This is a genomic window from Pseudomonas delhiensis (genome assembly GCF_900187975.1).
GTDB classification, from domain to species: domain Bacteria; phylum Pseudomonadota; class Gammaproteobacteria; order Pseudomonadales; family Pseudomonadaceae; genus Pseudomonas; species Pseudomonas delhiensis.
This window is the reverse complement of sequence record NZ_FZPC01000008.1, coordinates 32,614-45,082: the sequence shown is the minus strand read 5'-3', so window position 1 is coordinate 45,082 and position 12,469 is coordinate 32,614. Positions and strand designations below refer to the sequence as shown.

Annotated in this window: 8 protein-coding genes and 1 pseudogene; 3 read left to right on the top strand and 6 right to left on the bottom strand. The window is 65.2% G+C overall.

The window, feature by feature from the left end; all coding sequences use genetic code 11:
• Window positions 1–160: 160 nt before the first annotated feature.
• Both ettA and gdhA read left to right on the top strand, forming a co-directional pair.
• Window positions 161–1,825, top strand: a complete 1,665-nt coding sequence (gene ettA, locus CHC02_RS08925) for an energy-dependent translational throttle protein EttA (RefSeq protein WP_089391124.1) — start codon at window positions 161–163, stop codon at window positions 1,823–1,825.
• A 230-nt stretch (window positions 1,826–2,055) separates the two neighbouring features.
• Window positions 2,056–3,390, top strand: a complete 1,335-nt coding sequence (gdhA, locus tag CHC02_RS08920; RefSeq protein ID WP_089391123.1) for an NADP-specific glutamate dehydrogenase — start codon at window positions 2,056–2,058, stop codon at window positions 3,388–3,390.
• A gap of 319 nt (window positions 3,391–3,709) precedes the next feature.
• Here gdhA and CHC02_RS08915 read toward each other — a convergent pair whose 3' ends face one another.
• The 6 genes and pseudogenes from CHC02_RS08915 to CHC02_RS08890 form a co-directional block, all read right to left on the bottom strand.
• Window positions 3,710–4,732, bottom strand: a complete 1,023-nt coding sequence (locus tag CHC02_RS08915; RefSeq protein WP_089391122.1) for a cytochrome-c peroxidase — start codon at window positions 4,730–4,732, stop codon at window positions 3,710–3,712.
• A gap of 126 nt (window positions 4,733–4,858) precedes the next feature.
• Window positions 4,859–5,223 (bottom strand): annotated as a pseudogene (locus CHC02_RS08910) (hypothetical protein).
• 86 nt (window positions 5,224–5,309) lie between these two features.
• Window positions 5,310–6,335: an RNA 3'-terminal phosphate cyclase gene (gene rtcA / locus CHC02_RS08905; protein ID WP_089391121.1), complete on the bottom strand. Its 1,026-nt coding sequence runs from the start codon at window positions 6,333–6,335 to the stop codon at window positions 5,310–5,312.
• A complete protein-coding gene (locus tag CHC02_RS08900) occupies window positions 6,332–7,132 on the bottom strand; it encodes a nucleotidyltransferase domain-containing protein (protein ID WP_089391120.1) in 801 nt (266 codons plus the stop codon). The genes rtcA and CHC02_RS08900 overlap by 4 nt, the downstream gene beginning before the upstream one ends.
• 12 nt (window positions 7,133–7,144) lie before the next feature.
• A complete protein-coding gene (locus tag CHC02_RS08895) occupies window positions 7,145–8,359 on the bottom strand; it encodes an RtcB family protein (protein WP_089391252.1) in 1,215 nt (404 codons plus the stop codon).
• Window positions 8,360–9,096: 737 nt separating this feature from the next.
• Window positions 9,097–10,647 (bottom strand): vWA domain-containing protein, encoded by a 1,551-nt coding sequence (locus tag CHC02_RS08890; RefSeq protein WP_089391119.1) that lies wholly within the window; start codon window positions 10,645–10,647, stop codon window positions 9,097–9,099.
• A 212-nt stretch (window positions 10,648–10,859) separates the two neighbouring features.
• On the opposite strand from CHC02_RS08890, the gene rtcR reads away from it, so the two are divergent.
• A complete protein-coding gene (rtcR, locus tag CHC02_RS08885; protein ID WP_089391251.1) occupies window positions 10,860–12,464 on the top strand; it encodes an RNA repair transcriptional activator RtcR in 1,605 nt (534 codons plus the stop codon).
• Window positions 12,465–12,469: the final 5 nt, after the last annotated feature.

The following is a 12,469-nucleotide window of genomic DNA, read 5'->3' as shown; positions in this document are numbered from 1 at the left end:
GTTGATCGCTGCGTCCTGTTTCCGCGAGTCCGGCCCTGCCGTCGCCCGCCTCGCCCGTCGCCCGCGGCCAATGGTCGCGCCCCTCGTACCGGGGCACACCGGCCCGCCGGCCGCGACAGCCATGACGGCCATTCACTTTCATCCCAGAAGCTAGGTATCCATGGCTCAATACGTCTATACCATGCACCGGGTCGGCAAGGTCGTGCCGCCCAAGCGTGAAATCCTCAAGGACATCTCCCTGTCGTTCTTCCCCGGCGCCAAGATCGGTGTGCTGGGCCTGAACGGCGCGGGTAAATCCACCCTGCTGCGCATCATGGCCGGCGTCGACACCGAGATCGAGGGCGAAGCCCGCCCGATGCCGGGCATCAAGGTCGGCTACCTGCCGCAGGAGCCGCAGCTCGACCCGCAGAAGACCGTGCGCGAGGTGGTCGAGGAAGCGGTGGACGAGGTCAAGCAGGCCCAGGCCCGCCTGGACGAGGTCTACGCCGCCTACGCCGAGCCGGATGCCGACTTCGACGCCCTGGCCGCCGAGCAGGCCAAGCTGGAAGCCATCATCCACTCCTCCGACGGCCACAACCTGGAGCGCCAGCTGGAAGTCGCCGCCGACGCCCTGCGCCTGCCGCCGTGGGAGGCGAAGATCGAGCACCTCTCCGGTGGCGAGAAGCGCCGCGTGGCGCTGTGCCGCCTGCTGCTGTCGGCCCCGGACATGCTGCTGCTGGACGAACCGACCAACCACCTGGACGCCGACTCCGTCGCCTGGCTGGAGCACTTCCTCCACGACTTCCCCGGCACCGTGGTGGCGATCACCCACGACCGCTACTTCCTCGACAACGTCGCCGGCTGGATCCTCGAACTGGACCGTGGCCACGGCATCCCGTTCGAAGGCAACTACTCCGGCTGGCTGGAATCCAAGGCCAGCCGCCTGGCCCAGGAAGCCAAGCAGGAAGCCTCCCACGCCAAGGCCATGAAGGCCGAGCTGGAGTGGGTGCGCCAGGGCGCCAAGGGCCGCCAGGCCAAGTCCAAGGCGCGCCTGCAGCGCTTCGAGGAAATGCAGTCGCAGGAATTCCAGAAGCGCAGCGAGACCAACGAGATCTACATCCCGGCCGGCCCGCGCCTGGGCGACAAGGTCATCGAGCTGCACAACGTGTGCAAGGGCTATGGCGACCGCGTGCTGATCGACGACCTGTCGCTGAGCATTCCCAAGGGCGCCATCGTCGGCGTGATCGGCGGCAACGGCGCGGGCAAGTCGACCCTGTTCCGCATGCTGACCGGCAAGGAGCAACCGGACTCGGGCAGCATCGAGATCGGCGACACCGTGCAGATCGCCAGCGTCGACCAGAGCCGCGACAGCCTGGAAGGCACCAAGACCGTGTGGGAGCAGGTTTCCGACGGCTTCGAGCAGATCAGGATCGGCAACTACGAGGTCCCCTCGCGCAGCTACGTCGGCCGCTTCAACTTCAAGGGCGCCGACCAGCAGAAGTTCGTCAAGGACCTCTCCGGTGGTGAGCGCGGCCGCCTGCACCTGGCCCTGACCCTGAAGCAGGGCGGCAACGTGCTGCTGCTCGACGAACCGTCCAACGACCTCGACGTGGAAACCCTGCGCGCCCTGGAAGAGGCGCTGCTGGACTTCCCCGGCGCCGCCATCGTGATTTCCCACGATCGCTGGTTCCTCGACCGGATCGCCACCCACATCCTGTCCTACGAGGACGACGGCAAGGTGGTGTTCTTCGAAGGCAACTACACCGAGTTCGAAGCCGACCGCAAGAAGCGCCTGGGCGAGGCTGCCGCGCAGCCGCACCGGGTGCGCTACAAGAAGCTGGCGTAAGCCGCTTCTCACGACAGACGGGGCCTTCGGGCCCCGTTTTCGTAGGTGTACGAAGCTATTTGAAATATTTTGAAATACTTGCTGCAGCCCAGTCTCTGAAAGGGCTTTCTTACAGATTTGCACCAAAAAGATTCATAAAGGCGTCATGTCGCACTGTCTCGGTGCGGTATCGGTTGTTAGAGTCTCGCCGCAAAAGGGCCCCGCCCATAATCAGAAAGACCGGTGTAGACATGACGCAATCCGTTGACTCGTTCCTCGAGCGCCTCAAGCGGCGCGATCCCGATCAGCCCGAATTCCACCAGGCGGTGGAGGAGGTGCTGCGTTCCCTCTGGCCGTTCCTCGAAGCCCACCCGCATTACCTGCAGGCCGGCATCGTCGAGCGCATCGTCGAGCCCGAACGCGCCATCCTGTTCCGCGTGCCCTGGGTCGACGACCAGGGCCGGGTACGGGTCAACCGCGGCTTCCGCGTACAGATGAGCAGCGCCATCGGCCCCTACAAGGGCGGCCTGCGCTTCCACCCCTCGGTGAACCTGGGCGTGCTCAAGTTCCTGGCCTTCGAGCAGGTGTTCAAGAACTCCCTGACCTCGCTGCCCATGGGCGGCGGCAAGGGCGGCTCGGACTTCGACCCCAAGGGCAAGAGCGACGCCGAGGTGATGCGCTTCTGCCAGTCGTTCATGAGCGAGCTGTACCGCCACGTCGGCGCCGACCTGGACGTGCCGGCCGGTGACATCGGCGTCGGCGCCCGCGAGATCGGTTACCTGTTCGGCCAGTACAAGCGCCTGGCCAACGAATTCAGCTCGGTGCTCACCGGCAAGGGCCTGGCCTACGGCGGCAGCCTGATCCGCCCGGAAGCCACCGGCTACGGCTGCGTGTACTTCGCCCAGGAGATGCTCAAGGCCCGCGAAAGCGGCTTCGACGGCCAGCGCGTGGCCATCTCCGGCTCCGGCAACGTGGCCCAGTACGCGGCGCAGAAGGTGATGGAGCTGGGCGGCAAGGTGATCTCGCTGTCCGACTCCGAAGGCACCCTGTTCACCGAAGGCGGCCTGAGCCTGGAACAGTGGGAAGAAGTGATGGAGCTGAAGAACGTCCGCCGCGGCCGTCTCAGCGAAATGACCGGCCCCGGCCTGCGCTTCCTGGCCGGCCAGCGCCCCTGGTCGCTGCCCTGCGACATCGCGCTGCCCTGCGCGACGCAGAACGAACTGGACGCCGAGGACGCCCGCATCCTGCTGGCCAACGGCTGCATCTGCGTGGCCGAAGGCGCCAACATGCCGTCGACCCTGGAGGCCGTGGATATCTTCCTCGAAGCCGGCATCCTCTACGCGCCGGGCAAGGCCTCCAACGCCGGCGGCGTCGCCACCAGCGGCCTGGAGATGAGCCAGAACGCCATGCGCCTGCACTGGAGCGCCGGCGAGGTGGACCAGCGCCTGCACGGCATCATGCAGAACATCCACCACGCCTGCGTCGCCCACGGCGAGGAGAACGGCCGGATCAACTACGTGAAGGGCGCCAACATCGCCGGCTTCGTCAAGGTCGCCGACGCCATGCTGGCGCAAGGGGTGGTCTGACCGGCCGAAGCACGGCGGGGCGTAGGGCGTATAACGCTCCGCGTTATACGCCGCCTGGCCTTGGTCCCAGGCGCGCTCGGATTCGGTCTCGGAGCACCTGTTCCCGGGGGCTTCGATCTCGGCCAATAAGCCGGGCATGAGATAGGTGTAGCGGCGTATAACCGCGAACGGTTATACGCCCTACGTACCGGTCAGCCATGGCGATGGGTATCGCTTCGCTCCACCCATCCTACGACGGCGTATCGAGCGCACCCGTAGGACTCTGTCCGCGATTTCGCGCGCAGGGCGCGCTCCTACAGGTGAATGCCCGGGCGGGTCGTCAATCCACCGGACGCGGCGTGGTGGCGGTGCTCGGCGGCAGCAGCGGGTACTGCACCTGGGGCTGCTTGCCGGTGACGGTCTTGAGGAAGGCGACTATGTCGCCCACTTCGCCGGCATCCAGCTGCTTGCCCAGTTGCGCGGTGCCCATGATCGTCACCGCTTCCTCCAGGTCCCACACCTGCCCGCTGTGGAAGTAGGGCGCGGTGAGGGCCACGTTGCGCAGCGGCGCGGCGCGGAACACGTATTCGTCGTTCTGCGTCTTGGTCACCGCGAAGCGGCCCTTGTCGCCGCTGGGCAGGATGCTGGCATCGGGTTTCTTCACCAGGCCGAACGGGAAGTAGGCCTGGCCGCCGAGGTTCACGCCGTTGTGGCAGCTGATGCAGCCGGCGCTCATGAAGGCCTGCAGCCCTTTCTTCTCCTTGGCGTCCAGGGCCTTGTCGTCGCCCTTGAGGTACTGGTCGAAGCGCGAGTCGGGGGTGATCAGCGTCGATTCGAAGGCCTGCAGCGCGCGGGCCATGTTGTCGAAGCTCACCGCCTGCTTGTCGCCGGGGAAGGCCTTCCCGAAGGCCGCCACGTACTCGGGCATGCTCTTGAGCGTGGCCTCGACGTTGTTCGGCGTGTTGTGCATCTCCACCGGGTTCTGCACCGGCCCCTTGGCCTGTTCCTCCAGGTCCTTGGCGCGGCCGTCCCAGAACTGCGCGATGTTGAACACGGCGTTGAACACCGTCGGCGAGTTGCGCGCCCCTTTCTGCCAGGCGTGGCCGCTGGAGGCGGGCACGTTGTCGGCGCCGCCGGTGCCGATGTTGTGGCAGGTGTTGCAGCTGATCACGTGGCTGGCCGACAGGCGTGGCTCGAAGAACAACTGGCGGCCCAGCTCCACCTGGGCCGCATCCAGCCCGGCCACCTGTTCGGGGATGGGCTTGAAGATGGCGTTGGCCTGGTCGCGCAGGGCGTCGGCGTGTGCGGCGGTACTGCTGGCGGCCAACAACAGGCCGCCCAGGGCCAGTTTCAGGGGCTGCATGGAGTGATCTCCTCGTTATCAGGCTATTGGTTTTTCCTGATTCAAGGAGAGGCCAGGCGACGAGGGCGGGAATTGACCGGGATCAAGCCCGCGGCATGCGGTGGGGTGCGGAGCTTTGCCGCAGGCTCATTCACCGCGCAGCGCCTGGCCCAGGGCGCGGTCCTTCTGTTGCCGCCAGTCATGCTCGTGGTGGTTGCCGCGGGCGTCCTCGTAGCGCTGGCGCTCTTCGCTCTCGGCCGGGCGCCGGCATTGCTCGTAGCCATCACCCCAGCCCTGGGCGTAGGTCGCCTCCTTCAGGTAGCGCAGCACGTCCTTGCGGAAAGCCCCGGTTGTGATGGTGCCGGCGGCCTGGCGGCCGCTGTCGCAGCCGGCGTTGTAGCCGTCGGCATAGGCGGGCAGGGGTAGCCCTGGGCGATAAGTAAGTCGTGGGTGGTTTCGCAGCCCGCTAGCAGCATGGCGCAAAGCAGGTCAAGGGCGGCGCGCAGCGCCATGGAGACTCCCGTGTGCCAAGGGGCGGGCTCACGTGCCGGATAGGGTGACTGGGCGGCACTCTAGCCGGCGTTTCGTGAGGAAAGCGTCAAACTGGCGTGATGTGGATGTACTGGCCGCCCTTCGCGCGCGCTTCGCAATCGATGCGTGCCGGCAGGAAGGCTTCGATCACCGCCCGGTTGCTCAGCAGATGGTCGCTCAGCGCCGGAGTGGTGAAGCTTCCGCCGCCGGCCAGCGCCATGGGCAGCAACAATTGGTCGGCCAGGTGTTCCTCGGTGCTGGTGCCGCTGTCGCACCAGTCGGCGGCCTGGCGCAGCGCCTGACTGGCGACCCGCTCCGCGCTCACGCCGGACTGGCCGAAAGCGCAGAACACCAGATTCAGGTGCTCGCATTCGATCTCCAGCAGCAGTGCGTTGCCTGGCCCCTGGTCGTCCGGCAGGCGCACGACCTGCGTGGCCGCTGTGTGCCAATCCGCATGGCGGCGCACCCGCTCCAGTTCGCGGTCCGCCACATGGCCGGGAATGGCCGCGAGCAAGGCGCGGGCCGAACGTGAACGTTCGGTTCCGGCTTCCGGCAGATGCAACGGCTGCAACTCGCCCGGCTCCACTCGCATTGCCAGTTCGCCGCCGCCCGCGGGCATGAAGCCGTGGCGTAGCAGTTCGAAGTCGACCTTTGCCCCCATGCGTCGCAGCAGCGGCAACCAGCTGTGCTCGATGAAGTCCGCCGGCGGCGCCAGCGGATTGTGCGTGCCGCCGCTGATCGACAGGCTGCTTGGGCCGTCGGCGTACAGCAGCGCAGGCAACACTGCCTGCAAAACCAGCACGGCGCTACCCGCGCTGCCGATGGAAAAATGGTAATCACCGCCGCGAATCGCACCCGGTCGGAAGGTCAGGTTGAGGGAGCCCAGCTCCGCGCCCTCCACCGTCGCACCACAGATTTTCGCCGCCGCTCGTACCGCCGTCAGGTGCTGGCGCAACAGTCCCGGCCGCGAGCGCCGGCCACGGATGTTGACGATGCGCAGCGTCTTGCCGGTGATCATCGCCAGGCTCAGCGCGCTGCGCAGTATCTGTCCACCGCCTTCGGCACCGTCGAGTTCGATCATGTTCTTGTTCATCTTGCGTACTTCCTTACCTGTTCGCGCAGAAAGCGATCCAGGCGCTCCGTACCGTGGCAGCCACCACGGGGTGCGCCAAGGGTTTCCGCGCGTTGCAGTTCTGCCTCGATCAGCCGATGCAGGGCTGGGCGCGCGGGACCGTATTCGGCCTCGACGGCCTGACGCTTGAGTACCAGCAGCTCTTCGACTTCAGCGCGCTCGGCGGCGTCCTTCAGCGTCGCTTCCATCAGCGTCTCGAATACCATTGGCGGCATGCCGAGGCCCAGGTCTATCCAGCGGACGGCCAGCAGTGGACGCAGCACGTAGAGGTATTTCTTGTAGCGAACCTCGTCGCCCTGCAGGTAGCCACGGAAGTTCTTCCGCGCCATCGACAGATAGTGGGCGCGGGCGGCAGCGGGTGAGTAGAAGGCTTGCGCCAGTTGGCGAAGTCCGTCGGTCGCCTCGGTTTCGCTGCGGTAAACCAATGGCGAATCCAGCCACTCCAGCAGCGTCGGGTTGGATTTGCGTAGCAGCCGTAGTGTCTTGCGCAGCTCCCAGCCGCTGAGATCCAGCTCGTCGGTCAGTGGGCGCTCCAGCACGTCGCGCGGCTCTTCCACGCGCAGATACCAGTCTGGCTGATGCACGTAGACGAAGCGCACATCATAGTCGCTGTCCGGCGAGGCGAATCCCCAGGCACGGCTGCCGGATTCGCAGGCATAGAGCACGCTTACGTCGCGCTCCTGCTCCAGTTTCTTCAGTTCCTCCAGTACCCGCTCGCGCATGGCGGCGGGGAGTGGATGACGTTCTTCCCTGTTCATGGGTAATTCCTTTCATCCTTTCACGCACACCACTTGGCGCAGGGTGTGCAGCACTTCCACCAGCTCGCGCTGGGCCTCCATCACTGCGTCGATGTCCTTGTAGGCCATGGGGATCTCGTCGATTACGTCCTTGTCCTTCCTGCATTCGACATGGGCGGTGGCGCGCACCTGGTCTTCCACGCTGAACAGCTTCTTGGCCTTGGTCCGGCTCATGGTGCGGCCGGCGCCGTGGCTGCAGGAGCAGAAGGCTTCCTCGTTGCCCAGGCCGCGGACGATGAAGCTCTTGGCGCCCATCGAGCCGGGAATGATGCCGAGCTGGCCTTTCTGCGCGGATACCGCGCCCTTGCGCGTCACCAACACCTCTTCGCCGAAGTGGCGTTCCCTCTGCACGTAGTTGTGGTGGCAGTTCACCGCTTCCAGGCTGGCCTCGAACGGTTTGCGGATGACCTGCCGCGCGGCGGCGATCACCGCGCGCATCATCAGCTCGCGGTTCTGCCGGGCAAAGTCCTGGGCCCAGCCCACGGCTTCCACGTAGTCATCGAAGTGCTGGCTGCCTTCTTCGAAGTAGGCCAGGTTACGGTCTGGCAGGTTGGCGATGTGCTGGCGCATGTCGGCCTGGGCCAGTTCGATGAACAGGTTGCCGATGGCGTTACCCACGCCGCGCGATCCGCTGTGCAGCATGAACCAGACGCGGTCGGCCTCGTCGAGGCAGACTTCGATGAAGTGGTTGCCGGTGCCGAGGGTTCCCAGGTGCTTGCGGTTGTTGGTCTTCTCCAGCTTCGGGTGCTTGTCGGTGATCGCCTTGAAGCGTCCGGCCAATGCACGCCACGCGTCGTCGGCGTGTGCGGGCACGTCTTCCCAGGCGCCCTGGTCGCGGCGGCCGAAGGTCTTGCCGTGGGGCACGGCCTTCTCGATGGCTGTCCGCAGGTGATGCAGGTTGTCCGGCAGGTCCGAAGCTACCAGCGAGGTACGCGCGGCGATCATCCCACAGCCGATATCTACGCCCACGGCAGCCGGAATGATGGCGCCCTTGGTAGGGATCACGCTGCCTATCGTCGAACCCTTGCCCAGGTGCACATCCGGCATCACGGCCAGGTGCTTGAAGATGAAGGGCATCTTCGCGGTGTTCATCAGCTGTTGCCTGGCGTCTTCTTCCACCGGTACGCCCTGGGTCCAGAGCTTGATCGGTTTGCCGTTGGCGACCTCCAGTAGCTGGAAGGTTTTCATGTTCATCTCTCTCGTTCCTGTGTCACTGGCCTTGCATGGCGACAAGTTTCTGGTGAAACGTGCAGAGCGCTCTATCCGATTGAGCTACGGCTCCAGGAGCCGGCGGGATTCGAACCCACAACCTTTCCGTCCATGTAGTTCCACCGGCATTCGCCAAGGCAATGCCGAAGATTCGTGTGTGGCCGGGGCAGCGACGAGATGAGGGACAGATCTGCTCTACCGACTGAGCTACCCGTTTGAGCGGAGCGGGGGTCGAACCCGCGACCCGATGTACTGCCCCAGGCATTCGTTGCCTGTCCGCCGGCCTGGCGGGGTGAAAAGGTGCGACGACAAGGGGGGTGAAACGTATTTTCGTGTTCTGCCATTGAACTACGGCCCCCCTGATATTGGAGCCGACGGGACTCGAACCCGCATCTCGACCGTGGAAGGGTGTAGTTCCACCGGCATTCGTCGCATAACGTTGCAACAAGGATGGCACGACAAGGTGCGCGAGTGATCCGCATCGCTGCGGGCCGGAGTCGAACCGGCTGGACCATGTACACCCGTGCGCATTCGTGCCTCGCTTCGTCATGACCAGGTTCGCCGGGACTTTATCGCGCAAGCGCGCCGCAGGGCTCGAACCTGCTCGCTCGTACCGGCAGGGCCGGCCTGGCTTCACCTGTAGTCCCGACGGCATTCATGACGCCGCGAAATTCATTCTGTCGCGTGCTCCGCCCTCATTGGCGGAGCACGGCTTTTCAAATCTCCATCGACTCGATCATCCGTACCCAGTGCCGTGCGTCGTAGCGACCGTCGGCGAACTGCGTCATCACATCGAACACCGCATCGCCGAAACCACCGACGTTGAGGATGTCCTGGCGATCCTTCGCCTGCGTAGTACCGTAGGGCTGGATGTCGATGCAGATCATCCGGGCCTGCGAGTTGACGCGCTTGATACGTTCCCACTGGTGCAGCGTTTGCGTTGCGCCGTGGCGTTTTCCATCAATCCAGGATTCGTTGTCCGAAACCAGGATCAGCGTATCCACCCTGGCGCGCTCGTCGGCCAGCCGTGCCAGCGGTGCGGAGCAGTTGGTGCCTCCGCCGCCGATGGCTGCCAGTTTGCCGGCGTTGCTCATCACGCTGTCACGCGGGTTGAGCTGCACGTTCACCACATCGCGCTCGAACGGCATCACCCGAGCCAGTGGCTGCTGACGCAGGATCGCCGCGGCGACCAGCGCTGCGATATCGATGCAGCGCACCGCTGTCGTCGCGCCCTGGCGGTAACCCGTCACCGGGCTGCCCATGGAGCCGGACACGTCCGGGCAAACCACCACCGAGCCTTTCAGCGCCGGTACGTTCTGCAGCGAATGTTCCAGCGCGCTCTGCAGGGCATTGCGGATGACTTGCGGCACATCTGCGCCGGCCATGCGATAGGCCGTCAGCAACTGGTACGGGTAGACCCGCGCCTTCGCCACTGCCTGCGCATCGGCCAACCGGTCCGCCAGCTCTTCTGCCACGCCCGGCAACGCCAGTGCGCCGTGGCGGGCCAGGGTATTCAGGTTCATCCGCAACGCCTGCCAGCCCATGCGCCGGCCCAACTCGGCCCATTGCTGTGCCGATAACTGACGGTTGCCCAACAGCAGGTGCGGCACATCCGGCAGCTCATCGCTGGCTCCGCTGCGGAAGGCCAGCAGGTCCCGCGTCAGCGGCGGCAAAGCGTCGGCAGCCACCGGTTTGCCGAGCAGCCAGGCGAAGAAGGCTGCGCGCCAGGCCGTATTCGGCTTCGGGTGAACCATCTTCACCAAGTCGGCCAGCGAAGGCTGGCGTCCCACCGCGGCCTGCAGCAACTGACGCTCGCTGGCGTTGTTGAGCCAGTCCTGCACCAGTCGCTTGGGCTGCGAGCCCAGCGATTTACGGCCAGTCGCGCCGCTGCGCAGAATCTGCACGAAGGTGCGCAGCATCCTGCCGTTGTCGATCACCTTGGCGAACGCGCTCGGCAGCAGGGACGAGCGCTGTGCCGCCAAAGCCGCTACCAGCAGCGCAGGCATGTCCTTCATGTGGCCCTGCTGACGGGCATAGATCGCCGTGCGGGTGACGAAGGCGGCGTCCAGCTCGCTGGCCAGGGCCAGTACGCGATCCAGTTGGTCCTGGGCATCGGCGTAATAGGTCTGGTTCAGGCAACCGGTGACTGCCAACTGCGCCAGTTGATGACGTGCGCCGTAGGCATAGGCACCCGCTCCGTTCTGGTTGCAGGTGTCGATGGCCGGCAGGCGGGCATCGAGAGTATTGAACAGTCGGGTGTTGGCCATCTTGCCGTCTCGCTCTGTTTCGTTGGTGTTGCCAGAGATAGAGCAGGCAGCGTGCCAGGTTTGATTTTTGAGCCGTGAATTATTTTTAACTTATTGATTTTTAAAATTAATTTTATTTTCGAGTGACATGGGTGGATTTTTCGGTGATCGAGATCTATCGATATTTAGATCTATTGGGATAGGATTTTATCAAATTGGATAGAGGGATGTTCATGTCCGCAGGACGCAAGACCGTCGCCATCGGTTTCCTCGGCTCCACTCTGGACCGCGTCGGCAAGGGCGCAGCGCGCTGGCAGAAGTGGCGGCCCACGGTTGGCCTGTGCCAGCAGCAGGACCTGCTGATCGATCGCCTGGAGCTGATCCACGGCCTGGATGCGCGGGACGTCAGCCTGGCCGAGCGCATCGCCGCCGACGTGCGGCACGTCTCGCCGGAGACCGAGGTGCGCCTGCAACCCATGGCCTTGCGCAACCCTTGGGACTTCGAAGAGGTCTACGGCGCGCTGCACGATTTCGTCGGCGGCTACACCTTCGATACCGAGAGCGAGGACTACCTGGTACACATCACCACCGGGACTCACGTCGCGCAGATCTGCTGGTTCCTCCTGACCGAGGCGCGCTACCTGCCGGCGCGGCTGGTGCAGGCCTCGCCGTCGCGGCGCAAGGACGAGGCTCGGCACCCGGAAGGGACGGTGACGCTGATCGACCTCGACCTGTCGCGTTACGACCGCATCGCCACGCGGTTCCGCCGCGAACAGGAAGAGAGCCTGGCCTTTCTCAAGTCTGGCATCGCCACGCGCAATGCCGAGTTCAACCGCTCCATCGAGCAGATCGAGCGGGTCGCCGGGCGCTCCTGTGCGCCGATGCTGCTGATCGGTCCGACCGGAGCCGGCAAGTCGTTCCTCGCCCGCCGCGTGTACGAACTCAAACGCGCCCGGCACCAGTTCCAGGGCCGCTTCGTCGAAGTGAACTGCGCGACGCTGCGTGGTGATGGCGCCATGTCCGCGTTGTTTGGCCACGTCAAGGGCGCCTTCACCGGCGCGCAGAACTCCCGGGAAGGCCTGTTACGCGGGGCTAATGGCGGCATGCTGTTCCTCGACGAGATCGGCGAGCTGGGACTGGACGAGCAGGCCATGCTGCTCAAGGCCATCGAGGAAAAGCGCTTCTTCCCGCTTGGCTCGGACCGCGAGGTCAGCAGCGACTTCCAACTGATTGCCGGCACTCACCGCGACTTGCGAGAGCGTGTGGCCGAAGGATTGTTCCGCGAGGACCTGTTCGCCCGTATCAACCTCTGGACCTTCGACCTGCCGGGCCTGGCCGGGCGTCGTGAAGACATCGAGCCGAACATTGATTTCGAGTTGGAGCGCCATGCCCGCGAGCAGGGCCGCCTGGTGCGCTTCAACCGCGAGGCGCGCACGCGCTACCTGGCTTTCGCCAACTCGGCGCAGGCGCTATGGAGCGGCAACTTCCGCGAGCTGTCGGCCTCCATCACGCGCATGGCGACCTTGGCCGACAGCGGGCGCATCGACGAAGCGTTGGTGGAGGAAGAGATCGGCCGCCTGCGCCGCTCCTGGGGTATCGCGCAAGCGGAAGGTGCCGTGCGGCAGCTGTTGGGGGAGGGCGCCGAGGCACTGGACCTGTTCGACCGCCTGCAACTGGAGGCGGTGATCGACGTCTGCCGGCAGGCGCGCAGCCTGTCCGACGCCGGCCGCCAATTGTTCGCGGTGTCGCGCCAGGAGAAGCATAACCCCAATGACGCCGATCGTCTGCGCAAGTACCTGGCGCGCTTCCGGCTGGATTGGGCGGCCGTGAAGGGCTGAGGCGC